Source organism: Streptomyces sp. CB09001, assembly GCF_003369795.1.
GTDB lineage: Bacteria > Actinomycetota > Actinomycetes > Streptomycetales > Streptomycetaceae > Streptomyces.
Genome location: NZ_CP026730.1, coordinates 1,667,068 through 1,691,721, shown reverse-complemented (window position 1 = coordinate 1,691,721; position 24,654 = coordinate 1,667,068). Strand labels below are relative to the sequence as shown.

Genomic DNA, 24,654 nt, shown 5'->3' with positions numbered 1-24,654 from the left:
TCCGGAAGCTGGCCATGGGCCCATTGAAGCAGACGGCGGCGGGGGAGAGGAGACTCCTCTCAGTGCGTGGACGCCGACTGGCCGGAACCGGCTGCCCGAGCGGTCATCCCACCAGCCGTTTGCGCCAGTCCAGCGGGGCGACGGTGATGGCCCGGCCCGGATCGCCGTTCCACTCCGTGGACAGCGCGGACCCCGCGAAGGCCGCCACGACCTCGTGTCCGACGGCCGCGGTCGTCTCCTCGGAGCCGTCGAAACCGCCGTAGTACAGCATGAGCCCGTGCCCCTCGGCGGCGGCCTCGGTGCTCTGCTGGTGGAAGAAGACGAAGCCCCGGGCGCCCTCGCGCTCCGCCCCTATCTCCGCGGTGCCGCAGCCTCGGCAGCAGGCGAAGTTCTCCCGGGCGGTGACACCGGCCGCGTCCAGGGCCTCGAAGACCCGGGTGAGGCGGTCCGGGTCGGTGGGCTCCTCGCCCCAGGCATCCTGCTCGGCCAGCCGCTCCAGCCACAGCCGGTCCACCAACTGCCGGGCCTGGGCCGGGGAGACCGGTCGTGCGCCGTACTCACCGCCGACGAGGTGCTCCTCCGCGATCTCGGACAGCGTCGTCCGGCTGTCGTAGCCGCAGCGGAGCCGCTCGCGCACCCGTCGCTCGACCTGCTCGCGGACCCCGTCCGGCAGGTCGGGGACCTCGTCCCGCGGCGGGACGGGAATCGGCTCCCAGTCGACGCCCGCGTCCCAGCCGGCCTCCTGACGTGCCCAGCCGGTCAGGAGGCCGGCCACGCGGTGGGGGTCGTCGAGGTCGGTGCCGAAGAACGCGTCCGCCGCGGCCCGGTGCTCCAGCCGGTAGCCCCCGCCGTCCTCACCCTCCTCGTGCCACACCTGCGCGAACACGTCGGGGACGTCCGGTATCCGCTGCACCACCAGGAAGCGGTCGCCGGCCGGGCCGATGCGCGCCACCAGCTCCCGCAGCCCGGCCGCCCGGATCCGGGTGTGCGTCTGCCAGTTCTCCGTCTCGACCCTGATGGCGAGGTCCCCGTCGTTCTCCATGACGCCACCCTCGCACGCCCCACTGACAACGCGGCCGGGGGCCGCGGCGGCCCGGGGATCAGACCTGGCCGGCCTTCTCCAGCGCCGTGCAGCAGGTGTCGACGAGGAGCCGCGTCACGACGTACGGGTCGACGTTGGCGTTGGGGCGGCGGTCCTCGATGTAGCCCTTGCCGTCCTTCTCGACCTGCCACGGGATGCGCACCGAGGCGCCGCGGTCGGAGACGCCGTAGGAGTACTCGTTCCACGGGGCGGTCTCGTGCAGGCCGGTGAGGCGGTCGTCGATGCCGGCGCCGTAGTGCTTGACGTGGTCCATCGGCTTGGAGCCCTCGCCGAGCGACTCGGCGGCGGTGATGATCGCGTCGTAACCCTCACGCATCGCCCTGGTGGAGAAGTTGGTGTGCGCGCCCGCGCCGTTCCAGTCGCCCTTGACCGGCTTGGGGTCGAGGGTGGCGGAGACCTCGAAGTCCTCGGCGGTGCGGTAGAGCAGCCAGCGGGCCACCCACAGCTGGTCGGAGACCTCCAGCGGGGCCAGCGGACCGACCTGGAACTCCCACTGGCCGGGCATGACCTCGGCGTTGATGCCGGAGATGCCGAGTCCGGCCTTCAGGCAGTTCTCCAGGTGGGCCTCGACGACGTCGCGGCCGAAGATCTCGTCCGAGCCGACGCCGCAGTAGTAGCCGCCCTGCGCGGCCGGGAAGCCGCCCTCGGGGAAGCCGAGCGGGCGGGCGCCCTTGAAGAAGGTGTACTCCTGCTCGATGCCGAAGATCGGCTCCTGCGCGGCGAAGCGCTCGGACAGCTCGGCCAGCGCGGCGCGGGTGTTGCTCGGGTGCGGGGTCAGGTCCGTGTCCAGGACCTCGCACAGCACCAGGATGTCGTCGCCGCCGCGGATCGGGTCGGGGCAGGAGAAGACCGGCTTGAGCACGCAGTCCGAGGAGTTGCCCTCGGCCTGGTTCGTGGAGGAGCCGTCGAACCCCCAGACCGGGAGGGCGTCCGGACCGGCGGGGGCAGCCGCGATGATCTTCGTCTTGGAACGGAGCTTGGCCGTCGGCTCGGTGCCGTCGATCCAGATGTACTCGGCCTTGAAGGTCACGGGGCCACATCCTTCGGGGTGGGTCCGGGCGCACGTGCGGGTGCGGCGGTGCTGGGGCGGCAGGGGTGCCGCGTCTACTGCCGTGCAGCGTGCCAACGGGCGATTTCCCGACCGTTGCCCGTATGTGAACCCCGTGTTACCCGGGCTCGTTGTGGTGCGGCTCACGCCCGTCGTCCCCGGCCGCCTCCCGCACACCGGTCAGGAAGCCCCTGATCGCCGCCAGTTCCCGCTCGTCGTATCCGCGCAGCAGTTCCACCACCCGTCCGATCAGCGGTCCGAAGTGGGACCAGCCCAGTGCGACGGCCCGCTCGTCCACCTCGACGGTGACCCGGCGCCGGTCCCGTTCGTCGCGCACCCGGCGCACGTGACCGGCCCGCTCCAGCCGGTCGACCAGCGCCGTCGTGCCCGCGGAGTTCAGCCCGAGGGCGGCGCCCAGCTGCCCGGCGGTCGTCGCCTCGCCCGCCCGTGCGGCGTCCATGAGCGCGACGAGTGCGCGGACGTCGGTGGGGTGCATGCCGTTGCGCTGTGCGAACCGCGCGCTGTGCGCGCCCAGTTCGACGGTGACCGCGCGAAGGAGGTGGACGAGCTCCAGCTCCGGTCCCTGGTCGGACATGCGGGCACTCCCTTCGGTCTCTTCCGCCGCCACGGCGATCGCCTCGCTCGACAAGTATCTCGTTCGACGAGATAATACCGGAGAGCCAGGAACAGGGAGCAAGCGAGACAGGGGGCACCGCTCATGAGCGCTCGCGGTCCGTACGACGCCGGCCGTTTCCACGACGCCTACGACAAGGTCCTGGCCAAGTGGCCCGCGGGGACCGGGTCGGTGACCGTCCCCACCCCCTTCGGCGAGACGCACGTCCAGGTGACCGGCCCGGCCGACGGCCGCCCCCTCGTGCTGCTGCCGGGCGGCGGTGCGGCGACCTCCGCGTCCTGGTACGCCCAGGCCGCCGAGCTGTCCCGCACCCACCGCGTCCACGCCGTCGACCTGATCGGCGCGCCGGGCCGCAGCACGCCGGCCGGCGACCGCCACCCCCGTACGGTCGCCGGCCTGACCGGCTGGCTGGACGCCCTCCTCGACGGTCTGGGCATCCCGGAGACCGACCTCGGCGGGCACTCCTACGGCGCCTGGATCGCCCTGCACCACGCCCTGCACGCCCCCGGCCGGGTACGCCGCCTGTTCCTCCTGGACCCGACCCAGTGCTTCGCCGGGTTCAAGGCGGCCTACCTGCTGCGCGCGCTGCCGATGCTGCTGCGGCCCACGCCCCGCCGGGTCCGGGCCTTCCTGGAGTGGGAGACCGGTGCGACCCCGCTCGACGCGGACTGGCTGGCCCTCCAGGAGGCCGCCGTCGGCTTCCCGGAGCGCAGGCCGGTCACCGGACCGCGCCCGGCCCCGGCGGCGCTGCGCGCACTCCCGGTGCCGGTCCTGCTGCTCCTGGCCGGGAACAGCAGGACGCACGACGCCGCCGAGGTGGCGGCCCGGGCGCGGGCCCTGCTGCCGCACGTGGAGACGGCCGTCCTGCCGGACGTGTCCCACCACGCGCTGCCCCAGTGCGCGCCGCCCGGCCTCGGCCGCCGCCTCGGCGACTTCCTCACCGCGCCCGCCGGCTGAGCCTCAGCCGACCTTCTCGATCAGTGCCCGCCGGATCAGGAACTTGCCCTCCTCCCGGACCTGTTCGAACGCCGCGTTGTTCAGCAGCGCGCAGCTTCCCGAGACCGAGTTCACCTCCACGGTCGTGGACTTGTCGTTGTCGAGGTTGGTCACCCTGAGCTTCGTGCCCACCGGGAACTGGTTGCTGGAGGCGGCGGGCGCGCCGCCCTCGCCGGAGAGGGTGACGGTGGAACCGGCGCAGACCTGCTCGCCGGTCTGCGCGGCGCCTCCGGCCTGGTCATCGGCCTGGCCACCCGCCTGGTCACCGGCCTGGCCACCCGCCTGGTCACCGGCCTGGTCACCGGTGTCCTGCCCGGACTGCGGCGGCTGCGCGGCCTGGGGGTCCTGAGCCGACTCCCCGACCGCGCACCCGGACGCCGCCTGCTTGCGCTCGATCTCCGCGACGACGGCCTCGCGGTTCTCGATCCGGGCCTGCGACTGCGCGTCGGGGTTGGCCCGCTGGCCCTCGATGAACCGCTGGTTGTTGCCGAGCGCGGTGGCCAGGCCCCGGCAGACCCCCGAGTCCTGGGCGGCCTTCGTCCGCGCCTCCTGGGTGGTCTGCGCGGCGTTCGACGCGTTCGCCGCGAAGAAGGCGCCGCCGCCGGCCACCGCGGCGGCGCCGACCAGTAGCGCGATCTTCTTCTGCGTACCGAGAGTTCTCCTGCGCGACATGCGCGCCTCCTGAAGAGGTAGGGGAGCGTACGCCGCTATGTACGAGATACCGAACGGAGTTACTCACCGGTCGCGTCGATGCGCGCGCGTAACCTGCGTCACACGGGTGAGACAGGCCCTAGCGGGACAGGGCGTCCCGGACCGCCTCGTCGGTGCGGCCCACCACGGCCGTTCCGTCGTCCGCCGTGATGATCGGGCGCTGGATCAGCTTCGGGTGTTCCGTGAGCGCGGTGATCCAGCGGTCGCGCGACGCCTCGTCACGGGGCCAGTCCTTCAGCCCCAGTTCCTTGGCGACCGCCTCCTGGGTACGGGTGATGTCCCACGGTTCGAGTCCGAGCCGGGTGAGCACCTCGCGGATCTCGTCCGCGCTCGGTACGTCCTCCAGGTAGCGGCGGACGGTGTAGTCGGCCCCCTCCGCGTCGAGCAGGCTGATGGCGCTGCGGCACTTCGAACAGGCCGGATTGATCCAGATCTCCATGCCGGACACGGTAGCCGGAGGGTGCCGAAACTCGTTCACCACGTGGGTCCCAGCGGCCCCGAAAGGCCTTGTGGGCAGGGGCTTTTGTCAGTGGTGGGCGGTAAAATAGAAGCAGTGTTCGAGGGTGTCGCCGGGTGGTCCGGACGGCGCCCTGACCGCGACAGGAGGATGCCTGTGCCCGCTGCCGCACTGAAGCCGAAGCCGTTGCCCACCCAGTCCACCGCCAAGCGGCCCGTCCTGCTCGACCTGCCGTACGAACCCGTGGAGAAGCGTCCGCTGCCGGCGGGCCGCCCCCGCGAGTGGTACGTGACGCACAACCGCCGGCTCAAGGCGATGCGGCTCGCCATCGCCCTGCTCGACTCCGGCGTCTACCTGCCCAACCAGGCGCGCAACGAGAGGATACGGAGCGCCGCCCTGACCATCGGGGTCCACCCGCCGTCGGACACCACGTGCCACATGGTGCGGGCGTTGATGCGGTACTCGCGGTGAGCCGGACGCCGGGTGCCCTTCTGCGCCGAGGGCGCCCGGCGTTCGACGACCTGCCTACGCCGACAGCTCCCGTTCCAGCGGCGTCCGGAAGCGGGGGGTGATCCGGGCCGTGCCCACCCAGGACGCCAGGCGCTCCGCCTCGGCCGCGATCGCGCTCTCCGCCTCGCGACCGAGGCCGTCGTCGTCCAGGATCCGCCAGACGATCCCGCCGTCGGCCCGCTGGGCCCAGCCCCCGACCACGCGGCCGTTCCACCACACGGTCGGTCCGACGTTGCCGCTGCGGTCGAAGAGCATCGGCCGCAGCTCGGGGGCGAGGTACCAGTCCCGCCGCTGCCAGCCCATCGCGGTGGGATCCAGCGCGGGCAGCAGTGCCGCCCACGGCTCGGCGGGCCCGGCGACCGGGCCGGTGTCACCGGAGACGACGTACCCCGTGCCCTCGTCCAGCGAGACCGCCTCCGCGTTGATCGCGGTCAGCGCGCGGCGCACCTCCGTCACCCGCCACCCGGTCCACCACTTGAGGTCGTCCTCGGTCGCCGGACCGCATGCCGTCAGCCACCGGCGCAACAGCTCGGCCCGGGCCTCGCCCGGGTCCAGCTCGGGATGCTCGGGCGCCGGTGCCCAGCGGAACTGGCTGGACGTCCACGAGCCCAGCGGCCGCCCCCGCACCACCTTGCCCTCCACGCCCAGCACCCTCAGCAGTTGGGTGGAGACGGTGTGCACTCCCTCGTAGCTCTTCCCGGCCGCGTAGACGTACTGCTCCTTGAGCCGCGGCTCGTCGCGGGCCAGTTCGGCCGCCGTGGCCTGGCCGCGCCGGGCCAGCGCGGCCAGCGCCGACTCCTCCACCTCGGCCAGCCAGGCGGCGTCCGGGGCGCCTGCCTGCGCCATGTTCTTGAGCAGTCTGGCCCGCTCCCGGGCGGCGACGGTGCGGCCGGTGGAGGCGTGCACGACCGCCGTCAGCTCGGTGGGGAACACGAACACCGTGTGCCGCATGCCGTGCATCCGGACCAGCGCCCCGTCCTCGTACAGCGCCCGCTCCGTCTCGACCACGGTCTTCGCCGCGTCCGCCAGCCGCGCGCCCACGGCCAGGTGCACCGCCGCCGGGTCCGTGCCGTGCAGCGCCACCAGCGATCCGGCGACCTCCTCGGGACTCCCCGCCCGCGCGGCCCCCGCCAGCAGGTGCCGCAGGGCCAGCCGCTGCCGCCGCTCGGCCGTCCCGATGTGCTGTCGTCCGCCGTCACCCATGGGGCCTCCGCCCGTCGTCACGTCCGTAGCGTCCTCGGTACGGACATCGTGCCCGACCCCACTGACAGGCGGCGGCCGCACTGACAGGCGGCGGCCCGCGGCGGTCAGAGTCCGGGCGCGCCCCACACCGGGAACCAGCGGCCCAGGTCGCCCTCCACCGGCAGCTCCTCGGCGAGCACCGCCCGGATCCGCAGCTCCAGCGCGTTGTCCCGCTGCCGCCGGTCGCCGGGCTGGGGTGCGAAGGGGTAGAACGTGCCGCGCTTGTAGAGGTAGACGAGGGCGAGCCGCCGCCCGTCGTCGTCCACGAAACCGGCCAGGGAGCACAGCAGCCGCGGGCCGAACCCGCCCGCCTCCAGGGTGCTGTTCACCGCGTGCAGGTCGTTCACCAGAAGGGGCAGCTCGCCCGGGGAGCGCCGCGAGACGAGCCAGGAGTAGCCGTAGGAGTCGTGGGTGAGATCCACCGGGGTCCGGCCGGCGTCCGCGTCCAGCAGGGCGCGGATCTCGCGGTGCGTGCGCTCGAAGGCGGCGCCCTCGACCGTCGCGAAGCACACCGCCCCCTGCCCGGTGGGCCGGAACCCGGCCGCGGCCTCCAGGCCCACCGCCGCCGAGGGCAGCGCGAAGAGCCGGTCCAGATCCGGGCCCACGGCCCTGGAGCGGCCGAGCAGGATGTCCAGCAGTCCCATGCCCGCGCCTCAGGCCCTGCCGGGGGCCGGTGCCTCGCCCAGCTCGGCGGAGATCCGGCCCAGCTGGTCGAGGCGCTGCTCCAGGCTGGGGTGGGTGGCGAAGAACCGGCCGAGGCCGGGGTCGCTGCCGAAGGCCGGGGTGAAGTAGAAGGCGTTGAAGGCCTGGGCCGTGCGCAGGTCCTTGGTCGGGATGCGGGCGATGTCGCCGGTGACCTTGGTGAGGGCCGCCGCCAGGGCCGAGGGGCGCCCGGTGAGCAGGGCCGCGGCCCGGTCGGCCGCCAGCTCCCGGTACCGGGACAGCGCCCGGATCAGCAGGAAGCTGAGCGCGTACACGGCTGCCGAGACCCCCATCACGACCGCCAGGACCGCCATCGTGTTCTGGTCCCGCCGCCCGCCGAAGAGCTGGGAGTAGAAGGCGAACCGCACGATCAGCCCCGCGATCACGCCCAGGAACGACGCCACCGTGATCACCGCGACGTCCTTGTGCGCCACGTGCGACAGCTCGTGGGCCAGTACCCCCTCCAGCTCCGCGGGCTCCAGCCGCCGCAGCAGCCCGGTCGTGACACAGACCACCGCGTTGTCCGGATTGCGGCCGGTGGCGAAGGCGTTCGGCATCTCCATCTCCGACACCGCGACCACCGGCTTCGGCATGTCGGCCATCGCCGCCAGCCGGTCCACCACCCCGTGCAGCTCCGGATACTCCTCGCGCTCCACCACCCGGCCCCGCATCGCGAACAGGGCGATCCGGTCGGAGAACCAGTACTGCGCCCCGAGCACCAGCGCCACGATCACCACGACCAGGACCCAGGACTTCAGCAGCGCGATCAGCGCGGCGACGAAGCCCACGTACAACAGGCCGAGCAGGAACAGGGTGATCCCCATGCGCACGGTCAACCGCCGGTCACTCCGGAAGCGGCTCTGCATCTGTACCACCTCGCAGTCGGGCACTCGTCCCGCTGTCCAGTGTGCACCCGGCGCCCCGGAGGCTAGACGGCGTCGAGCGGTACCAGCCGTCGGGTGATGCGGTCGAACAGCTCCGTCAGGGGCTCGCCGATGTCCCGGCCGAACTCGCTCAGCCCGTACGTGACCCGGGGCGGCGTCGTCGGCTCCACCTCCCGCCAGACCAGGCCGTCCTCGACCAGGACGCGCAGGGTCTGGGCCAGCATCTTCTCGCTGATGCCCTGGATGCTCTCGCGCAGTTCGTAGAACCGGAGGTCGTTGCGCCGCAGGGCGATCAGCACCCAGATGCCCCACCTGCTGGTCACGTGGTCGACCATGTCCCGCGCCAGGCAGTCGGTGTGAAACACGTCATACCGTGCGCCGGTCTCGACCCGTCCGGGCTGCAAACCTTCTGTCATGTCATGAGCTTACCTTCAGGTATGCCCTTACCAAAAGTTAGCCGGTGCTCCTAGCGTGAAGATCCACAGAGGACATCCGAAAAGGAGCTGATCATGATCGTGGTGACCGGGGCCACCGGGAACATCGGCCGGCCGCTGACGCGGGCGCTGGCAGCGGCGGGCGAGCAGGTGACGGCGGTGTCGCGGCACCCGGCGGCGGTGCCGGACGGAGTCCGCCACCTGGTGGCCGACCTCGCCGAGCCGGCCGGGCTGCGGCCCGCGCTGGCCGGGGCGAAGTCGCTGTTCCTGCTGCTGTCCGGCGACCTGCACGCCGTCGGCGCCAACCCGGCCGACCTCATCGGCGAAGCCGCGCGGAGCGGCGTCCGCCGCGTCGTCCTGCTCTCCACACTCGGCGTGGTGACCAGGCCCTTCGGGGGGACGCGGATCGCGATGCGCGAGCTGGAGGACACGGTGCGCGAGTCCGGCCTGGAATGGGCCCTCCTGCGGCCCGGCGGCTTCGCCTCCAACGCGCTGTGGTGGGCCGAGTCCGTCCGTGCGCAACGGGCCGTCGCCGCGCCCTTCGGCGACGTCGGAGTGCCGGTAGTCGACCCGGCGGACATCGCCGCGGTGGCGGCGGCCTGCCTGCTGGAGGACCGGCACACCGGCGGCGCCTACGAGCTGACCGGACCGGAGGTGATCACCCCGCGCGGGCAGACGGAGGCCATCGCCGCCGCACTGGGCTCGCCCGTGGCCTTCCACGAGCTGACCCGGGAGGAGGCCAGGACCGCCATGGCCCGCAGCATGCCGGCGGAACTCGCCGACGACACCCTCGACATCCTCGGCTCCCCGAGCCCGGCCGAGCTGCGCGTCAGCCCGGACATCGAGCGCGTCCTGGGCCGGGCCCCGCGGCCCTTCGCCGACTGGGCCGCCCGCAACGTCGAGGCGTTCCGCTGAGGGGCGGCGGTCCGGGGCGGGCGGGCGGCAGTACCGGGGCGTGTCGGACACGGCCTAGTAGGGCGCCCGGAAGTTGAGGTAACCGAGCAGCACGATCACCGCGGCCACACAGCCGAGCACCACGGCGGTGGACACCCACGACGACCGGCGCCGGGAGCCCACGTGGTCGGGGTCGGCGCGGAAGGGGACCGGACCGGGCGGGTTCTCCTTCCAGCGCGCGGCGAGCATCCGGGCGCGCGCCGAGGGCTCCTTGTGCTCGGCACCCTCCGCCCACCTCAGGTCGTACTCGCGCTCCTCGTCGTCGCGATGCGGCATCTCGGGCACTCTCCCCGTCCCCCCGACGTCAACCTGACTCGAACAACCGTGTCAGTAGACATGATCCCGGCCCGCCCGCACCCTGGGAAGGGTTTTCGGCCACGTACGACAGCGCCCCCGCCCTCTCGTGGAGGGACGGGGGCGCCGGACGGCCGGCGGGACGGCCGGGTCGATCACACGTCGAAGTACAGCTCGAACTCGTGCGGGTGCGGACGCAGCTGCAGCGGGGCGATCTCGTTGGCGCGCTTGAAGTCGATCCACGTCTCGATCAGGTCCGGCGTGAACACGTCGCCCTGGAGCAGGAACTCGTGGTCGGCCTCCAGACGGTCGAGGACCGCGCCGAGGGAGGTCGGGACCTGCGCCACGTTCGCGTGCTCCTCGGGAGCCAGCTCGTAGAGGTCCTTGTCGATCGGCTCGGCCGGCTCGATCTTGTTCTTGATGCCGTCCAGGCCCGCGAGCAGCAGCGCCGAGAAGGCCAGGTACGGGTTGCCGGAGGCGTCCGGGGCGCGGAACTCGACGCGCTTGGCCTTCGGGTTCGAGCCCGTGATCGGGATCCGCATCGCGGCCGAGCGGTTGCGCTGCGAGTACACCAGGTTCACCGGCGCCTCGAAGCCCGGCACCAGGCGGTGGTACGAGTTCACCGTCGGGTTGGTGAAGGCCAGCAGCGACGGGGCGTGCTTGAGGATGCCGCCGATGTAGTAGCGGGCGGTGTCCGACAGGCCGGCGTAGCCCTGCTCGTCGTAGAAGAGCGGCTCGCCGCCCGACCACAGCGACTGGTGGACGTGCATGCCCGAGCCGTTGTCGCCGAAGATCGGCTTCGGCATGAAGGTCGCCGTCTTGCCGTTCTTCCAGGCCACGTTCTTCACGATGTACTTGAAGAGCTGGAGGTCGTCCGCGGCGGCGAGCAGCGTGTTGAACTTGTAGTTGATCTCCGCCTGCCCGGCGGTGCCCACCTCGTGGTGCTGGCGCTCGACCTTCAGGCCGGACCGCTCCAGCTCCAGGGAGATCTCGGCGCGCAGGTCGGCGAAGTGGTCGACCGGCGGGACCGGGAAGTAGCCGCCCTTGTAGCGGACCTTGTAACCGCGGTTGTCCTCGATCGCACCGGTGTTCCAGGCGCCGGCCTCGGAGTCGATGTGGTAGAAGGACTCGTTCTCCCGGGTGGCGAAGCGCACCGAGTCGAAGACGTAGAACTCGGCCTCGGGGCCGAAGAACGCCGTGTCGGCGATGCCCGTGGAGGCCAGGTACGCCTCGGCCTTCTTCGCCACGTTCCGCGGGTCGCGGGAGTACTGCTCGCCCGTGATCGGGTCGTGGATGAAGAAGTTGATGTTGAGGGTCTTGTCCCGGCGGAACGGGTCGACGCGCGCGGTGGACAGGTCCGGGCGCAGCGACATGTCCGACTCGTGGATGGCCTGGAAGCCGCGGATCGAGGATCCGTCGAAGGCCTGCTCGTCGTCGGGGTCGAACGCCTCGGCGGGCAGCGTGAAGTGCTGCATGACGCCCGGCAGGTCGCAGAACCGGACATCGACGAACTTGACGTCCTCGTCCGCGATGAACTTCTTGACGTCGTCGGCGTTCTGGAACATCCAGCTCCTCCTACTCCCGACCGTCCCGCCGGGTTGGTAGATCGTTCGTGCGGCCAGTGCGGGTGGCACACGCTTCCTCGACCCTAGGGACGGGTGATTTCTCGGGCGTGACCCATTTGTTTCGCAGAAGTTAACCGGCTCCCTCCCCAGCCTAGGTCGGATCGGGGGCCCGCACACCCCGCCGTTCCCGGTACGTATACGGGCGCAGTACCGTGTTCGGGTGGACAACAGGCAAGCAATCGGATCGTGGCTCTCCGGTCCTCGCGCGGCCGTGGAAGAGGCCGGCGCCGATCTCGGACACCGCGGCGAACAGCTCGGCCTGCCCGAGGAGGGACCGGGTTCGATCGCCCGCCCGGGCAGGCGGCTCGGCGCGCTGGCCGTCGACTGGGCCCTGTGCTCCCTGATCGCATACGGCCTGATCACGGGCAGCTACGGGCAGACGGCGAGCAACTGGGCCCTGCTGATCTTCTTCGTGCTCAACGTGCTGACCGTTGGCACGGTCGGCTTCACCCCGGGCAAGCGGCTGTTCGGCCTGCGGGTCGTGGACATCGCCACGGGCCGCCCCAGCCCCCTGCGCGCCCTGCTGCGCTCGGTCCTGCTGTGCCTCGCGCTCCCGGCCCTGATCTGGGACCGCGACGGCCGGGGCCTGCACGACCGGCTGGCGCGCACCGTGGAAGTCCGGATCTGACACCCACGCGCCACGACGCCGGTACGGCGACGGGGGCGGCCCGAGTGGTCGGGCCGCCCCCGTCGCCGTACCGGCGTTTCAAGTCCTACGGGTCGGTGCGGGTCAGCGCTGCTTGGGGTTGCCGCCCCTGGGCATCCGCATGCCCTTCGGCATGGGGCCCTTGGGCAGCGGCATGTTGCTCATCAGGTCGCCCAGGGCGCGCAGCCGGTCGTTGGTCACGGTGACCTGCGGGCCGCTCAGGACGCGGGGGAGCTTGAGCATGGTCGTGCGCAGCTTCTTCAGCTCGACCTGCCCCTCGCCGGTGCCCACGAGCAGGTCGTGCACGGGGACGTCGGCGACGATGCGGTTCATCTTCTTCTTCTCGGCCGCGAGCAGGGACTTCACCCGGTTCGGGTTGCCCTCCGCGACCAGCACGATGCCGGCCTTGCCGACCGCGCGGTGCACCACGTCCTGGTTGCGGTTCATCGCCACCGCCGGAGTCGTCGTCCAGCCCCGGCCGATGTTGTCCAGCACGGCCGCCGCGGCGCCGGGCTGTCCCTCCATCTGGCCGAAGGCCGCCCGCTCGGCCCGGCGCCCGAAGACGATCGCCGTCGCGAGGAAGGCGAGCAGCAGGCCCAGGATGCCGAGATAGATGGGGTGACCGATCCAGAAACCGATCGCGAGGAGGACACCGAAGACGACGATGCCGACACCCGCGAGCACAAGACCGATCTTCTTGTCGGCCTTGCGGGTCATCTTGTAGGTCAGAGCGATCTGCTTCAGTCGCCCGGGATTCGCAGCGTCCGCTGCAGGTTCCTTCCTCGCCATGGCACGAAGTCTACGTGCCCCCGAAAGCGCCGACGACGGCAGTGCCCGGCCGTGCCCGTCGGGGGAGAGGCGGGACGCGGTCAGGGACGGCCGGCGACGGACTGGCGCAGCGCGCGCTCGGTCTCGATCCGGTCCTTGGCGCGGCGGCGGTCCTCCAGGACGGAGTTCCAGGCGTTGCGCCGGGCGGTGCGCTGACCGCCGCTCATCAGCAGCGACTCGACGGCCCGCAGGGCGGTGGCGAAGGACGGGATGGCGGTGGCACGGACGGTGGTGGGGCGAACGGGCGCGGCCTGCATCGTGGAGGTCCCCCCTCGGTACGGCTCCGGGTACGGAGACGGGTGTACGTGGCGGTGTACGTGCTGTGATTCCAGGGTCACTGATTGGTGTTACCAGGGCGTGACCCGCCGGTCAAACGCACATGAAGCCGCGTCGCCCGGTCCTGGAACGGGCTCGCGGCCCCGACCGGTGTCCTCATCAGCGAGGACGGTCGGGGCCGCGGCGTATCGGCCATTACTGACCAGTAGTGACTTGTGCGGGAATTCACACAGTGGCGGAGCGGCGCTGCTCCATGGCCATGCCGTAGAGCCGTCCGGCCCGGTACGACGAGCGGACCAGCGGGCCCGACATCACGCCGGAGAAGCCGATCTGCTCGGCCTCCTCCTTCAGCTCCACGAACTCCTGCGGCTTGACCCAGCGCTCCACGGGGTGGTGGCGCACGGACGGACGCAGGTACTGCGTGATGGTGATCAGCTCGCAGCCGGCCTCGTGCAGCTGCTTCAGCGCCTCGCTGATCTCCTCACGGGTCTCGCCCATGCCGAGGATCAGGTTCGACTTGGTGATCAGGCCGAAGTCGCGGGCGTCCGTGATGACCTTCAGGGAGCGCTCGTAGCGGAAGCCCGGGCGGATGCGCTTGAAGATCCGCGGGACGGTCTCGACGTTGTGCGCGAAGACCTCGGGGCGGGACTCGAAGACCTCCCGGAGCAGCTCCGGAACGGCGTTGAAGTCGGGGGCCAGCAGCTCGACCTTGGTGCGGCCGGCCTCGCGGGCGGCGGTCTGCTGGTGGATCTGGCGCACCGTCTCCGCGTACAGCCACGCGCCGCCGTCGGGGAGGTCGTCGCGGGCGACGCCGGTGATGGTGGCGTAGTTCAGGTCCATGGTGACCACGGACTCGCCGACGCGGCGCGGCTCGTCGCGGTCGAGCGCCTCGGGCTTGCCGGTGTCGATCTGGCAGAAGTCGCAGCGCCGGGTGCACTGGTCGCCGCCGATGAGGAAGGTCGCCTCGCGGTCCTCCCAGCATTCGTAGATGTTGGGACAGCCGGCTTCCTGGCAGACCGTGTGCAGGCCCTCGCTCTTCACCAGGTTCTGCATCTTGGTGTACTCGGGGCCCATTTTCGCCCGGGTCTTGATCCACTCGGGCTTGCGCTCGATGGGGGTCTGGCTGTTGCGGACCTCCAGGCGCAGCATCTTGCGTCCGTCGGGTGCGACTGCGGACACGACCGGCTCCCTAGCGTTTGATTCTTCGGCGTTCTTCAGGGTACGCCCGTTGATTTGTTGGTCGGCGTTGGTGCTGGCCTTGCCGGGGGCTGCCGCCCCCGGACCCCCGCTTCGGCCTGAACGGCCTCGTCCTCAAACGCCGGACGGGCTGGTTTTATGCCCCCGGCGCTGGATTTCGTGCCGCCGGCCCGGCTTTGCGTCCCGGGGGATTCAGGCGGGGGTCTTCTCGATCTCCCTCGGCTTCAGCTCCGCGTTCTCCAGGACGTCGCGCAGGTGGCGTTCCACCACCGGGAGGACCTCCTCGATGGTCACGTCGCGGCCGAGTTCGCCTGCCAGGGACGCGACGCCCGCGTCGCGGATGCCGCAGGGGATGATCTTGTCGAACCACTTGTTGTCGGGGTTCACGTTCAGCGCGAAGCCGTGCATCGTGACGCCCTTGGCCACCCGGATGCCGATCGCGGCGATCTTGCGGTCCTCGCGGCGCTGGCCCGCGTTGGACGGGGCGTAGTCGGGGCCGTTGAGGCGGGGGTCGAACTCGTCGTCCGTCAGGCGCGGATCGAAGTCCAGGGAGAGTCCGCCGAGCGCGGGACGCCGCTCGATCGGGTCGCCGAGGATCCAGACCCCGCTGCGGCCCTCCACCCGGGAGGTCTCCAGGCCGAACTCCGCGCAGGTGCGGATCAGGGCCTCCTCCAGGCGGCGGACGTGGGCCACCACGTCGACCGGACGCGGCAGCTTCTGGATGGGGTAGCCCACCAGCTGGCCCGGGCCGTGCCAGGTGATCTTGCCGCCGCGGTCCACGTCGATCACCGGGGTGCCGTCCAGCGGACGCTCGCTGTCCTCGGTGCGCCGGCCGGCGGTGTAGACCGGCGGGTGTTCGAGGAGCAGCACGGTGTCGGGGACCTCGTCGACGAACCGCGCGGCGTGCACCCGGCGCTGTTCGTCCCACGCCTCCTGGTACTCGACGCGATCGGCACCGAACCCCATCCGGACGAAGCGCAGCTCACTCACGGCACGTGCCTCCCTGCAAGGTCGTAAGGCACGAAGCGTGCCCACGCCACTGTACGACCGCCCGCGCGTCGTCAGCCGGGCGGGCAATTCTCACACGATCGGATGAATGCCGGGCGAATTGTGCGATCGGGTGCTTACTCTCCGCTACATTCGCGCCGTTCACGAGGCCATAAGGGCTGCTCACAGGCGCTCCGGGCAATCGAACGCCCGGAAGGCAGGAGACCGCACCGCACCATGACGGAACGACCCGCGCAGCGCACCCCCAACCGCCAGCTCGCCGCGCTCATCGCCGAAGCGGGGTTCTCGAACGCGGGTCTCGCGCGTCGCGTCGACCAGCTCGGACTCGAACACGGCCTGGACCTGAGATATGACAAGACGTCCGTCACCCGGTGGCTGCGCGGTCAACAGCCCCGCGGCACCACCCCGGCCCTGATCGCCGAGGTCTTCACCCGGCGCCTGGGCCGCCGCCTGACCGCCCAGGACCTCGGCCTGGACGCCTGCGCGCCCGTCTACGCGGGCCTGGAGTTCGCCGGGAGCCCGGAGGAGGCGGTCGACATCGTCGGCGGGCTGTGGCGCAAGGACTCCGGCAGCCGCGCCGAGCTGCGGAAGATCTCCTTCACCCCGGCCGGGCTCGTCGTGCCCAGCCGCGACTGGCTGATCGGCCGCCCCGACGAGAAGGTGGCCCGCGTCGAGGTGCCCGTCCGCATTCCCGCGCAGGGCCGCCCCGCGACCCCGCGGCTCGCCGTCCCGCTCGACCCGTCCAGGCGCCGGGCCCCGGCCGAGCGCGGCCCCGGCCAGAAGGTCGGCGGGGGCGACCTCGCCGCACTGCGCTCCGTCGGCGAGCTGTTCCGCAGCCTCGACGACCGGTACGGCGGCGGACACGCACGCCAGGCCCTCGTGCGCTATCTGGAGCACGAGCTGGAGCCGATGCTGCGCGGCACCTACGGCGAGCAGACCGGCCGCCGCCTCTTCGCCGCCGCCGCCGACCTGACCCGGCTCGCCGGCTGGACCTCGTACGACATCGCCGCGCACGGACTCGCCCAGCGCTACTTCGTGCAGGCGCTGCGACTGTCGCAGGCGGCCGGGGACCGGGCGTACGGCTCGTACGTGCTGGTCACCATGAGCCGGCAGGCCGTCTACCTGGGCCACGGGCGCGAGGCAGTACAGCTCGCGCGGGTGGCGCAGCAGGGCGTGGGGACCTCCGCGCCGCCGGTCGTGCAGACCCTGCTGCACGCCGCCGAGGCGCGGGCGCACGGACTGCTCGGCGAGGTGCGGGCCTGCACCGCCGCCCTCGTACGGGCCGAGCGGGCGCTGGAGGCCGCCCGGCCCGGTGACGAGGTACCGCACTGGGCGCGCTTCTTCGACGAGGCCCAGCTCGCCGACGAGTTCGGGCACTGCCACCGCGACCTCCAGCAGTTCCGCGCCGCCGCCCAGCACGCGGAACGCTCGCTGCAACTGCGCGCCCCCGTCTACGCCCGCAGCCGGCTGTTCTGCCGGGTCGTCCTCGCCACCGCCCGGCTCGGCCTCGGCGAGCTCGACCAGGCCTGCCAGCTGGCCGCCGAGGCGGCGGGGCAGGCGGCCGAGATGCGCTCGGTGCGGGCCGCGGAGTACGTCCGCGACTTCGAGCGCCGCCTCGAGCCGTACCGGGACGCCGCCCCGGTCCGGGGGTACCGGGACAAGGTGGCCGCCCTGGGGTAGCGCCGGTCCGGACGGGACTCAGGCCGCGTGGGCCGTCGCCGTCGGCTCCGCCGAGTGCATCGGCCGGCCCGCGCCGAGGTCCCTCAGGATCGCCGCCGAGGCCCGGCGGCCCGAGTGCAGGGCGCCCTGGGGGGTGCTGGTGTCGCGGTGGTCGCCGCACACGTACAGCCCGGCCAGCAGCCGTACCGGCCTGCGTGGATCGTGCGGCGGGCGCATCGCGGGCACCGCCTCGGGCGTGTGGTGCACGGCGAGGGTCTCCCAGCGGGTGGTCGGGGTGCCGTAGAGGCGGGACAGGTGAATGCGGACGGCCGTGTCGAGGTCGGGCGGGGGAGGGCCGAGGACCGTCGACGAGACGAGGGTGCGGCCGGCCGGCGCGCGGGACGGGTCCACCTGACTGACCTGCGCCGTGTGGGCCACCGGGCCGCCCCGGTCGGCGTCGAGCAGCAGGGCCGCGCCGGTCGTCGGCGGCTCGTCGGTCGTGTGGTGGACCACCGTCGCCGGGTGGAAGTCCGGCACCCGCAGGCCCGGCAACAGTCCGGCCGCGGCGCGGGCGTCCGTCGCCACGAGCACGGCCCGGCAACGGATGACGCCGTGCTCCGCGGTGGTCACCGCGTTGGTCGCGACCGCCGTGACACGGACTCCGGTGTGCACGGTGCCCGGCGGCAGCGACCGCGCCATGTGCTCCGGCAGGGCCTCGGCGCCGCCCTCGGGCAGCGCGAGCCGTCCGCCGGCGAAGGCGCGCAGCGCGAGGTCCGCGCACCGGCTGGACGTCGTCAGGTCCGGGTCGTACAACAGGGCGGCGAGCAGGGGACGCAGGAAGCCGTCGATCGTGCGGGCCGGCAGCCCGCGGGCCGCCAGCGCCCGCGCGGCGGGCAGTTCCGGCCGGGCCAGTAGCCGTTCGGCCGGCGTGTGCGCGAGCCGGGCCAGCGCGGCACCGAGCCGGGCCTGGTCGACGGCGGTGCCGAGCGGGGCGCCGGCACGGGTGCGGGGCGGTACGGCGGGCCGGCCGGACGTACCGGGCGCGTTCGCCGCGCGCCGGGGCGCGGGTATCGAGCGGGGGGCGCTTGCGAGGGCGCGCACCGCATGGAGTGCGCCCCGTGCGCTCCGTACGCCCGACGGCGCGCCCGCGTGATGGTGGCGGCCCTCGCTGTGCAGCAGGACCCCGGGGGCGAAGGGCAGCAGCGCGAGGCCGTCGAGCCCGGGGGTGCGGCGCAGTTCGGGATACGCCGTGGACAGCAGCTGTCCGATTCTGTCGAGCCGGAAACCGTCGACCTTCTCGGTGGCCATCCGGCCGCCCACCGCATGGGCGGCCTCCAGGACCGTGGTCGTCACTCCTGCGCTGGTCAGCCGTTGCGCCGCGGCGAGTCCGGCGATCCCGGCCCCCACGACGACGACGTCCGCCTGGTACGCGGGCTCAAGCACGTGCCCCTCCTCGAGGTTGCGCGGCCGCTGGAGACGTCATGCCCCCAACAGGCTTGAGGAATACCCGAGTTCGAGACGAGGTTAGGGCGCGAAACGGTCAACGGGAATCGCCCGGGGGCAGCACACGGTCGCACAGCGGTCGCATGTGGGCGCGATATGACTATCGAGCGGTCGGTGCGGTCGGTGCGGTCGGTGCGCGTCGGGGTGCGTTCGGATGTGTCGGCGTGCGGTCGAGAACCGGACTGCGCGGTCCGGGCGGCGGCGCGTGGATCACAGCGCCGCGCGGATCGCCCCGTCGATCTCCGGGAACGCGAAGCGGAAGCCCGACTCCACGAGGCGGGCCGGGAGGACCCGGGCGCTGCCGAGGACGTCGCCCGCCATCTCGCCGAGCGCGGCGCGCAGGACCGGCGCGGGCACCGCGAACGGCGCCGGGCGGTGCAGCACCCGGCCCATGGCCACCGTCACCTCACGGTTCGTCACGGGCTGCGGGGCGGTCAGGTTGAAGGGGCCGGAGAGGTCGTCACGGTCCAAAAGGTGCCGGATCGCGGCCACCTCGTCGTGCAGCGCGACGAAGGACCAGTACTGCGACCCGTCGCCCAGCCGCCCGCCGAGCCCCGCCCGGAAGAGCGGGAAGAGCCGTCCCCAGGCGCCGCCCCGGCGCGCCACGACCAGGCCGGTGCGCGTGAACACCGTCCGCACGCCCGCCTTCTGCGCGGGGGCCGCCGCGGCCTCCCACTCCACGCACAGGCCCGGCAGGAACCCCTCGCCCGGCGGCGCGCTCTCGTCCACGGGCCGGTCGCCGGTCTCCCCGTAGTAGCCCATCGCACTGCCGTTCACGAAGACCCGCGGCGGCCGCTCCAGCGCGGCGACGGCCTCCGCGAGCGCCGTCGTGCCGTGCACCCGGCTGCTGCGGATGACGGTCTTGTACGCGTCGGTCCAGCGGCGGTCGCCCACCCCGGCCCCGGCCAGATTGACCACCGCGTCGCAGCCTTCCAGCCCGGCGGCGTCCACCCGCCCGTTCTCGGGGTCCCACCGGACCTCGTCCGGGCCCTCGGGCGCGTGCCGGACCAGGCGCACCACCCGGTGTCCGTCCGCGGTCAGGGACCGCGTCAGGGCGCCGCCGATCAGCCCGGACGCTCCGGCCACCGCGATGCGGGAACGGTCCCCGGCCGGGCGTCCGCCGTTCGTGTGTCCGCCGTTCCTGTGTCCGTTCATGTGCCCGCCGTTCGTGTGCCCGCCGTTCATGTCTCCGCCGTTCGTGTGCCCGTTGTCCATGTGTCCGCCGTCCGTGTGTCCGCCGTCCATGTGCCCACGCTCCATGTGCCTGCCACCCATGTGCCTGCCACCCATGTGTCGTCGTCCATGTGTCCGTCATCCGTGTGGCCGCCGGCCCGGTGCCCGTCCGCCAGGCCCATCCTGCCGGGTAGCCCCGGAAAAACGCCGGACCGGTCCCCGGCACCGCGTCGTACAGTGATCGCCATGCCAGCCCCGCACATACGCCGCGCCAGGTCCGAGGACGAGCACCCGCTGCACCGGATCGACCTCGAGACCTGGTCCTACCTGCACGCCGTCTCGCCCCCGCCGGGACCGGACGACCCCTTCTTCCGTGACACCTGCGGGCCCGACGCCCACCTGGTCGCCGAACTCGACGGCGCCGTCGTCGGCTATGTCCGGCTCGGATTTCCCACCCCGCTGGCCTCCAACGCCCACGTCCGCCAGATCCGCGGCCTCGCCGTCGCCGGCGCGGCCCGCGGCCACGGCGTGGGGCGGGCACTGGTCCGGGCCGCCGTCGAGGAGGCCCGGCACGAGGGCTTCCGCCGCATCACCCTGCGGGTCCTCGGTCACAACACGGCCGCCCGGGGCCTCTACGAGTCGGAGGGCTTCGTCGTCGAGGGCGTGCAGCCCGAGGAGTTCCACCTCGACGGCCAGTACATCGACGACGTGCTGATGGGACAGACGCTGACCGCGCTCACGGCGTGACGGTGCTCAGTGCGTGAGCGTGGTCACGACGTGACCGGCTCGCCCGTGTCCACCGCCCGCGTGGCGTCCGCCGCGTCGCGTGCCTCGGGGGCCACCTCGGCCGCCGTCAGCACGTAGCCGGTCTCCGCGTCGGAGGTGGAACGGGCGAACACCACCCCGTACACCCGGCCGTCGGTGGTCAGCAGCGGGCCGCCCGAGTTGCCGGGGCGGACCGTGGAACGGACCGAGTAGATCTCCCGGGTCACGCTCTCGTCGTTGTAGATGTTCTGGCCGGTGGCGCGGATCCGGTTGGCCACCGTCGCCGCCCGCAGATCCAGGTCGCCGTTCTGCGGATAGCCCGCCACCACCGCGGCGTCGCCGCGCGCGGCCTCCTCGTCGAACCGCAGCACCGGCGCGCTCAGGTCCGGGACGTACAGCACCGCCACGTCCTTGTCCGGGTCGAACAGCACCACCCGCGCCTCGTACGCCGGGCCCACCCCGCCCACCCGCACACTCGGGTCGTCGATGCCGGCCACCACGTGGGCGTTGGTCATCACGTGCTCCGGCGCGTACACGAAGCCGCTGCCCTCCCGGCCCTGGACGCCGGTCACGCCCTCCACCTTCACCGTGCTGAGTTTGGCCGCGCGGGTGGCCGCCGCCGTCACGCTGTCGCCGGAGGGTTCGGCGACCTCGGCGGCCGACTCGTTCTCGAACGGGTTGAAGACCTGCGGGAACCCCGCGTCGGCCAGTGCGGACGTCGCCCGGGAGAACCACGCCGGGGTGGTGTCCGGCATCACCCGCTGCACCGCGCCCAGCAGCGTCGAGTCCCGGATCGCCGAGGTGAGCAGCGAGGACGAGGAGGCCGCGAGCACGCTCGCCGCCACCCAGGCCACGATCAGCGCCGCCGCCGAGTTCGCCACCGCGCCGCCGATCCCGTCGGCCACCCGGAGCGGGCCCGCGGTCATCTCGCCGCGCAGCCGCAGCGCGAGGCGTCCCGCCAGTTCGTGGCCCGCCATCGCCGGCAGCAGCACCGTGACCACCGCGACCGCCGTCGCCGCCGTCGAGCCCCGCTCCACCAGGTCCATCACCCACGGCAGGACCCACACGCCGAGCGCCGCGCCGCCCACGAAGCCGGCCAGCGACACACAGCCGGCCACCAGGCCGCGCCGGTAGCCGGAGGCCGCGTAGGCCAGCACGACCAGCGCCAGCACGATGTCGAGCAGGTCCACGCGAACCGCCTTTCTGCCGGGCCCGGGACCCTCAGTACGTGCCGTACCGGGCCGGTGATCAGCCTGGTGCGCACGACTGTCCGGAAACGGCCACCTGTGCGAGCGAGTGTGTGCGGGCCGGTCAACGGTGAAACGCCGTGCACCGGAACGATGGTTCCACCGGGTGGCACAGCACACATCGCGGACAGAGCGGATCCGCCGGACAGTGGGACCATGCGAGTCTTCGGAGGGCCGCGCCGGGCCCGGAAGCGCCGGCCCGCCCGCATATCCGGCGCCGTGCGTCTGCCGGCCGCCGCGCGGGCGCTGCTCGGCGCCCTGCCCGGGCTGGCCGCCGTCGCCGCGCTCTTCCTGTGCGCGGACGGTGTGGAGCGGGCGGCCGACGCCGACGCGGATGCCGTTCCGGCCGCCGCCACCGACCGGTACGCCGCGCCCCGGCCCGACATCGTGCCCCGGTCGGTCTGGCTGGGCGACGCCGCCCGCGCCCAGCCCGCCCCCCGCTACGACGACAAGGTGGTCGCCGTCTTCGTCCACCACACGGACACGCCCAACGGCTACGACTGCGCCGACGTGCCGGCCATCCTCCGCGGGGTGTACCAGGGCCAGACCGGCGCCCGGGACTGGGACGACATCGGTTACAACTTCGTCGTCGACCGCTGCGGCACCGTCTACGAGGGCCGCGCCGGCGGCATCGACCGGCCCGTCACCGGCGCCCACACCCAGGGCTTCAACCACCGCACCACCGGGATCGCCGCCCTCGGCACCTACACCGCCGGGGTGCCCGTGCCGGATGAGCTGACCGACGCCATCGCCGCCGTTGCCGCCTGGAAGCTCGGCGAGACCGGCACCGACCCGCGTGCGAAGGTCGCCCTGGTCTCCAGCAACGGCCTCAGCCGCTACGCCGCAGGGGCCACCGCCAGGCTGCCCGCCGTCGCGGGCCACGACGACGGCTACCAGACCAGCTGCCCGGGCGCGGCCCTCACCGCCCGCCTCGCGGACATCAGGGACACTGCGGCGCACCTCCAGGGCAGGGCGTGACCGCCCCGGCGGGCGGTGCGCCCCAGTCCGCGTCTCACCCGGGTCCGAACCTCGCCCACAGGCGGGGCAGGCGTTCGGCGAGGGCGCGGTCGTTCTCCAGGTCGATCGGTGCGCCCAGCGGTTCGGGGGGCGCGGGCGCGATGCCCAGGTCCGGGGCGACGGTGCCGGTGAGCTGCTCGTAGGCCTCGTCGGCCGCGTAGCCAAGCTCCTCGCCGTCGCCGTCCAGCTCCTCGTCGAAGTCGTCCAGCAGCTCGGCGAGCGAGTCGGGCTCGTGCACCGCGCCCTCGTACACCTCGCGGCCCTGGCCGATCAGCCAGCAACGGAAGAAGTCGAAGGCGTCGTCGCTCGCCCCGCCGAGCAGCAACCAGGCGGCACCCCACAGGTCCCAGGTGCAGGCGCGGTTGTAACGGGCCTCGAAGTGGCGGGCGAAGTCGAGCACCAGGTCCGGGTCCATGCCGAGCAGCCGCTCCACGAGCAGGTCGGCCTGGTCCTCGGGATCGCCGTCGGCGCGCTGCCGGGCGGCGTCGATCAGCTCCCAGAACTCCGTCTCGTCCATCACGGGTCCAGCATCGGCCCTGGGCGGGGGCGGCGCACGTGGAGTGCGGCGGATCGTTATGTGCGGGTGCCTGCGGGTGCCTGCGGGTGCCTGCGGGTGCCTGCGGCGGCCTGTGGGGCCCCCTCGCGCCCGCACCCACCCCGGGCACCACAACCACGCCGGGTCACGCGACCCCCGGTCAACCGGACCACGCCGGTCCGCGGCACCCCGCACTCACCCCCCGTACAACCCCGCCAACCGCCGCGCATCCCGCGCGAAGCGCTCCCGCAGCGCTGCCGGCGCCAGCACCTCCACCTCCGGCCCGAGCCCCCTGAGCTGCGCATGCGCGACCTCCTCCGACTCCACCGGCAGCGTCACCGTCACCCAGCCGTCCGCGTCCGGCCCGTCCGCGGCCCCCAGCGCCTCCCGCGCCGACAGCGCGTCGACCGCGTAGGGCAGTCCCCGCACCCCCCGCTCCGACAGCCGCACCACGACCTCGGCCCGCAGGATCGACCGCGCGAACTGCTCGGCCCGCTCGGCCCAGAACGCGGGCAGGTCGAAGCTCTCGTCCCGGACGAAACGCGCCCCGCCCGCCTCCACCGCCGTGAACCGGTCGATGCGGTACACACGGAAGGGCCCGTCGCCCGCCACCCGCGCGCACAGGTACCACACCCCGGCCTTCAGCACGAGCCCGTACGGCTCCAGCTCCCGGACGACCTCGTCCGTCCCGCGCCGGTAGCGCGCGGCGACGCCGCGGTCGTCCCAGACCGCGTCCGCCACCGCGGGCAGCAGGTCGGGGGTCTCCGGTTCGCGGAACCAGTTCGGCGCGTCCAGGTGGAAGCGCTGGGCCGCCGTACGGGAGGCGTCCCGCAGGGAGGGGAGCAGGGCCGCCGACACCTTCAGGCGGGCCGCCGAGGCCGCGTCCTCCAGGCCCATCTCGCGCAGTGCCCCGGGGACCCCGGACAGGAACAGCGCCTCCGCCTCGCCCCGGGCCAGCCCGGTCAGCCGGGTGCGGTAGCCGCCGACCAGGCGGTAGCCCCCGGCCCGGCCCCGCTCCGCGTACACCGGCACGCCCGCCTCCGACAGCGCCTGCGCGTCCCTGGTCACGGTCCGCTCCGACACCTCCAGCTCCCGGGCCAGCTCGGCGGCGGTCATGCTCGGGCGGGACTGGAGGAGCAGCACCATCTTGATGAGGCGGGCAGCGCGCATCCCCACATGATGCAGGAGGCGCGGAAGGCCCCCGCCG

27 protein-coding genes are annotated in these 24,654 nt (G+C 73.0%); 7 read left to right on the top strand and 20 right to left on the bottom strand.

Going from position 1 to position 24,654, the window contains the following annotated elements; all coding sequences use genetic code 11:
• Positions 1-103: 103 nt before the first annotated feature.
• The 3 genes from C4J65_RS07935 to C4J65_RS07925 form a co-directional block, all read right to left on the bottom strand.
• Positions 104-1,042: a hypothetical protein gene (locus tag C4J65_RS07935; protein ID WP_115741764.1), complete on the bottom strand. Its 939-nt coding sequence runs from the start codon at positions 1,040-1,042 to the stop codon at positions 104-106.
• A 58-nt stretch (positions 1,043-1,100) separates the two neighbouring features.
• Positions 1,101-2,132, bottom strand: coding sequence for a glutamine synthetase (gene glnII, locus C4J65_RS07930; RefSeq protein ID WP_115741763.1), 1,032 nt, complete (start codon positions 2,130-2,132; stop codon positions 1,101-1,103).
• Positions 2,133-2,268: 136 nt separating this feature from the next.
• Positions 2,269-2,745: a MarR family transcriptional regulator gene (locus C4J65_RS07925; RefSeq protein ID WP_115741762.1), complete on the bottom strand. Its 477-nt coding sequence runs from the start codon at positions 2,743-2,745 to the stop codon at positions 2,269-2,271.
• 123 nt (positions 2,746-2,868) lie between these two features.
• On the opposite strand from C4J65_RS07925, the gene C4J65_RS07920 reads away from it, so the two are divergent.
• Positions 2,869-3,741: an alpha/beta hydrolase family protein gene (locus C4J65_RS07920; RefSeq protein ID WP_115741761.1), complete on the top strand. Its 873-nt coding sequence runs from the start codon at positions 2,869-2,871 to the stop codon at positions 3,739-3,741.
• 3 nt (positions 3,742-3,744) lie between these two features.
• On the opposite strand, the gene C4J65_RS07915 is transcribed toward C4J65_RS07920, so the two are convergent.
• Together C4J65_RS07915 and C4J65_RS07910 are read right to left on the bottom strand one after the other, a co-directional pair.
• Positions 3,745-4,452, bottom strand: coding sequence for a hypothetical protein (locus C4J65_RS07915; protein ID WP_115741760.1), 708 nt, complete (start codon positions 4,450-4,452; stop codon positions 3,745-3,747).
• A gap of 118 nt (positions 4,453-4,570) precedes the next feature.
• Positions 4,571-4,930: an arsenate reductase family protein gene (locus C4J65_RS07910; RefSeq protein WP_115741759.1), complete on the bottom strand. Its 360-nt coding sequence runs from the start codon at positions 4,928-4,930 to the stop codon at positions 4,571-4,573.
• 174 nt (positions 4,931-5,104) lie between these two features.
• Here C4J65_RS07910 and C4J65_RS07905 point away from each other — a divergent pair, with 174 nt between their 5' ends.
• The gene (locus tag C4J65_RS07905) at positions 5,105-5,419 is read left to right on the top strand and encodes a hypothetical protein (protein WP_003976610.1); all 315 of its coding nucleotides are present in this window, start codon (positions 5,105-5,107) and stop codon (positions 5,417-5,419) included.
• Positions 5,420-5,473: 54 nt separating this feature from the next.
• On the opposite strand, the gene C4J65_RS07900 is transcribed toward C4J65_RS07905, so the two are convergent.
• The 4 genes from C4J65_RS07900 to C4J65_RS07885 form a co-directional block, all read right to left on the bottom strand.
• Complete coding sequence (locus C4J65_RS07900) at positions 5,474-6,661, bottom strand: winged helix DNA-binding domain-containing protein (RefSeq protein WP_115741758.1); 1,188 nt, start codon at positions 6,659-6,661, stop codon at positions 5,474-5,476.
• Positions 6,662-6,765: 104 nt separating this feature from the next.
• On the bottom strand, positions 6,766-7,344 hold the full coding sequence (locus C4J65_RS07895) for a hypothetical protein (protein ID WP_115741757.1): 579 nt from the start codon (positions 7,342-7,344) through the stop codon (positions 6,766-6,768).
• 9 nt (positions 7,345-7,353) lie between these two features.
• Entirely contained in the window at positions 7,354-8,268 is a 915-nt protein-coding gene (gene htpX, locus C4J65_RS07890; protein WP_115746343.1) for a zinc metalloprotease HtpX, read from the bottom strand.
• Positions 8,269-8,330: 62 nt separating this feature from the next.
• Positions 8,331-8,702: a helix-turn-helix domain-containing protein gene (locus tag C4J65_RS07885; RefSeq protein WP_115741756.1), complete on the bottom strand. Its 372-nt coding sequence runs from the start codon at positions 8,700-8,702 to the stop codon at positions 8,331-8,333.
• A gap of 93 nt (positions 8,703-8,795) precedes the next feature.
• Between C4J65_RS07885 and C4J65_RS07880 the strand changes: the two genes are divergently transcribed.
• Positions 8,796-9,635 (top strand): NAD(P)H-binding protein, encoded by an 840-nt coding sequence (locus C4J65_RS07880; protein WP_115741755.1) that lies wholly within the window; start codon positions 8,796-8,798, stop codon positions 9,633-9,635.
• Between the two features lie 54 nt (positions 9,636-9,689).
• On the opposite strand, the gene C4J65_RS07875 is transcribed toward C4J65_RS07880, so the two are convergent.
• Positions 9,690-9,950 (bottom strand): hypothetical protein, encoded by a 261-nt coding sequence (locus C4J65_RS07875; RefSeq protein WP_205350970.1) that lies wholly within the window; start codon positions 9,948-9,950, stop codon positions 9,690-9,692.
• A gap of 173 nt (positions 9,951-10,123) precedes the next feature.
• Positions 10,124-11,533 (bottom strand): type I glutamate--ammonia ligase, encoded by a 1,410-nt coding sequence (gene glnA / locus C4J65_RS07870; RefSeq protein WP_115741753.1) that lies wholly within the window; start codon positions 11,531-11,533, stop codon positions 10,124-10,126.
• A gap of 220 nt (positions 11,534-11,753) precedes the next feature.
• On the opposite strand from glnA, the gene C4J65_RS07865 reads away from it, so the two are divergent.
• A complete protein-coding gene (locus C4J65_RS07865; protein WP_115741752.1) occupies positions 11,754-12,221 on the top strand; it encodes an RDD family protein in 468 nt (155 codons plus the stop codon).
• Between the two features lie 102 nt (positions 12,222-12,323).
• On the opposite strand, the gene C4J65_RS07860 is transcribed toward C4J65_RS07865, so the two are convergent.
• The 4 genes from C4J65_RS07860 to lipB form a co-directional block, all read right to left on the bottom strand.
• On the bottom strand, positions 12,324-13,028 hold the full coding sequence (locus tag C4J65_RS07860; protein ID WP_003976619.1) for a DUF4191 domain-containing protein: 705 nt from the start codon (positions 13,026-13,028) through the stop codon (positions 12,324-12,326).
• Positions 13,029-13,108: 80 nt separating this feature from the next.
• Positions 13,109-13,324: a hypothetical protein gene (locus C4J65_RS07855; protein WP_115741751.1), complete on the bottom strand. Its 216-nt coding sequence runs from the start codon at positions 13,322-13,324 to the stop codon at positions 13,109-13,111.
• A gap of 244 nt (positions 13,325-13,568) precedes the next feature.
• A complete protein-coding gene (gene lipA, locus C4J65_RS07850) occupies positions 13,569-14,522 on the bottom strand; it encodes a lipoyl synthase (RefSeq protein ID WP_115741750.1) in 954 nt (317 codons plus the stop codon).
• A gap of 210 nt (positions 14,523-14,732) precedes the next feature.
• Entirely contained in the window at positions 14,733-15,530 is a 798-nt protein-coding gene (gene lipB / locus C4J65_RS07845) for a lipoyl(octanoyl) transferase LipB (protein ID WP_115741749.1), read from the bottom strand.
• Positions 15,531-15,764: 234 nt separating this feature from the next.
• Between lipB and C4J65_RS07840 the strand changes: the two genes are divergently transcribed.
• Entirely contained in the window at positions 15,765-17,228 is a 1,464-nt protein-coding gene (locus tag C4J65_RS07840) for a regulator (RefSeq protein WP_115741748.1), read from the top strand.
• 18 nt (positions 17,229-17,246) lie between these two features.
• On the opposite strand, the gene C4J65_RS07835 is transcribed toward C4J65_RS07840, so the two are convergent.
• Positions 17,247-18,650: an NAD(P)/FAD-dependent oxidoreductase gene (locus C4J65_RS07835; RefSeq protein ID WP_115741747.1), complete on the bottom strand. Its 1,404-nt coding sequence runs from the start codon at positions 18,648-18,650 to the stop codon at positions 17,247-17,249.
• Between the two features lie 270 nt (positions 18,651-18,920).
• The gene (locus C4J65_RS07830) at positions 18,921-19,955 is read right to left on the bottom strand and encodes a TIGR01777 family oxidoreductase (protein ID WP_240330383.1); all 1,035 of its coding nucleotides are present in this window, start codon (positions 19,953-19,955) and stop codon (positions 18,921-18,923) included.
• A gap of 174 nt (positions 19,956-20,129) precedes the next feature.
• Here C4J65_RS07830 and C4J65_RS07825 point away from each other — a divergent pair, with 174 nt between their 5' ends.
• The gene (locus C4J65_RS07825) at positions 20,130-20,630 is read left to right on the top strand and encodes a GNAT family N-acetyltransferase (protein ID WP_205350969.1); all 501 of its coding nucleotides are present in this window, start codon (positions 20,130-20,132) and stop codon (positions 20,628-20,630) included.
• Between the two features lie 23 nt (positions 20,631-20,653).
• Here the strand turns inward: C4J65_RS07825 and C4J65_RS07820 are convergent, their stop codons facing one another.
• Positions 20,654-21,838, bottom strand: coding sequence for a MarP family serine protease (locus C4J65_RS07820; RefSeq protein WP_115741744.1), 1,185 nt, complete (start codon positions 21,836-21,838; stop codon positions 20,654-20,656).
• 108 nt (positions 21,839-21,946) lie between these two features.
• Here C4J65_RS07820 and C4J65_RS07815 point away from each other — a divergent pair, with 108 nt between their 5' ends.
• The gene (locus C4J65_RS07815; RefSeq protein ID WP_115741743.1) at positions 21,947-22,873 is read left to right on the top strand and encodes a peptidoglycan recognition protein; all 927 of its coding nucleotides are present in this window, start codon (positions 21,947-21,949) and stop codon (positions 22,871-22,873) included.
• Between the two features lie 34 nt (positions 22,874-22,907).
• Here the strand turns inward: C4J65_RS07815 and C4J65_RS07810 are convergent, their stop codons facing one another.
• Both C4J65_RS07810 and C4J65_RS07805 read right to left on the bottom strand, forming a co-directional pair.
• Positions 22,908-23,429 carry a DUF4240 domain-containing protein gene (locus C4J65_RS07810; RefSeq protein WP_115741742.1) on the bottom strand — a complete coding sequence of 174 codons (522 nt, stop codon included), beginning with the start codon at positions 23,427-23,429 and terminating at the stop codon, positions 22,908-22,910.
• A gap of 213 nt (positions 23,430-23,642) precedes the next feature.
• Positions 23,643-24,617, bottom strand: a complete 975-nt coding sequence (locus tag C4J65_RS07805; RefSeq protein WP_115741741.1) for a YafY family protein — start codon at positions 24,615-24,617, stop codon at positions 23,643-23,645.
• Positions 24,618-24,654 lie beyond the last annotated feature (37 nt).

What these genes read in the sequence shown, in the direction of transcription:
- C4J65_RS07935 (WP_115741764.1), bottom strand. Translation starts at nt 1,042, where the DNA reads ATGGAGAACGACGGGGACCTCGCCATCAGGGTCGAGACGGAGAACTGG.
- C4J65_RS07925 (WP_115741762.1), bottom strand. Translation starts at nt 2,745, where the DNA reads ATGTCCGACCAGGGACCGGAGCTGGAGCTCGTCCACCTCCTTCGCGCG.
- C4J65_RS07920 (WP_115741761.1), top strand. Translation starts at nt 2,869, where the DNA reads ATGAGCGCTCGCGGTCCGTACGACGCCGGCCGTTTCCACGACGCCTAC.
- C4J65_RS07915 (WP_115741760.1), bottom strand. Translation starts at nt 4,452, where the DNA reads ATGTCGCGCAGGAGAACTCTCGGTACGCAGAAGAAGATCGCGCTACTG.
- C4J65_RS07910 (WP_115741759.1), bottom strand. Translation starts at nt 4,930, where the DNA reads ATGGAGATCTGGATCAATCCGGCCTGTTCGAAGTGCCGCAGCGCCATC.
- C4J65_RS07900 (WP_115741758.1), bottom strand. Translation starts at nt 6,661, where the DNA reads ATGGGTGACGGCGGACGACAGCACATCGGGACGGCCGAGCGGCGGCAG.
- C4J65_RS07895 (WP_115741757.1), bottom strand. Translation starts at nt 7,344, where the DNA reads ATGGGACTGCTGGACATCCTGCTCGGCCGCTCCAGGGCCGTGGGCCCG.
- htpX (WP_115746343.1), bottom strand. Translation starts at nt 8,268, where the DNA reads ATGCAGAGCCGCTTCCGGAGTGACCGGCGGTTGACCGTGCGCATGGGG.
- C4J65_RS07885 (WP_115741756.1), bottom strand. Translation starts at nt 8,702, where the DNA reads ATGACAGAAGGTTTGCAGCCCGGACGGGTCGAGACCGGCGCACGGTAT.
- C4J65_RS07880 (WP_115741755.1), top strand. Translation starts at nt 8,796, where the DNA reads ATGATCGTGGTGACCGGGGCCACCGGGAACATCGGCCGGCCGCTGACG.
- C4J65_RS07875 (WP_205350970.1), bottom strand. Translation starts at nt 9,950, where the DNA reads ATGCCGCATCGCGACGACGAGGAGCGCGAGTACGACCTGAGGTGGGCG.
- glnA (WP_115741753.1), bottom strand. Translation starts at nt 11,533, where the DNA reads ATGTTCCAGAACGCCGACGACGTCAAGAAGTTCATCGCGGACGAGGAC.
- C4J65_RS07860 (WP_003976619.1), bottom strand. Translation starts at nt 13,028, where the DNA reads ATGGCGAGGAAGGAACCTGCAGCGGACGCTGCGAATCCCGGGCGACTG.
- C4J65_RS07855 (WP_115741751.1), bottom strand. Translation starts at nt 13,324, where the DNA reads ATGCAGGCCGCGCCCGTTCGCCCCACCACCGTCCGTGCCACCGCCATC.
- C4J65_RS07840 (WP_115741748.1), top strand. Translation starts at nt 15,765, where the DNA reads ATGACGGAACGACCCGCGCAGCGCACCCCCAACCGCCAGCTCGCCGCG.
- C4J65_RS07830 (WP_240330383.1), bottom strand. Translation starts at nt 19,955, where the DNA reads ATGGACGGCGGACACACGGACGGCGGACACATGGACAACGGGCACACG.
- C4J65_RS07825 (WP_205350969.1), top strand. Translation starts at nt 20,130, where the DNA reads ATGCCAGCCCCGCACATACGCCGCGCCAGGTCCGAGGACGAGCACCCG.
- C4J65_RS07810 (WP_115741742.1), bottom strand. Translation starts at nt 23,429, where the DNA reads ATGGACGAGACGGAGTTCTGGGAGCTGATCGACGCCGCCCGGCAGCGC.
- C4J65_RS07805 (WP_115741741.1), bottom strand. Translation starts at nt 24,617, where the DNA reads ATGCGCGCTGCCCGCCTCATCAAGATGGTGCTGCTCCTCCAGTCCCGC.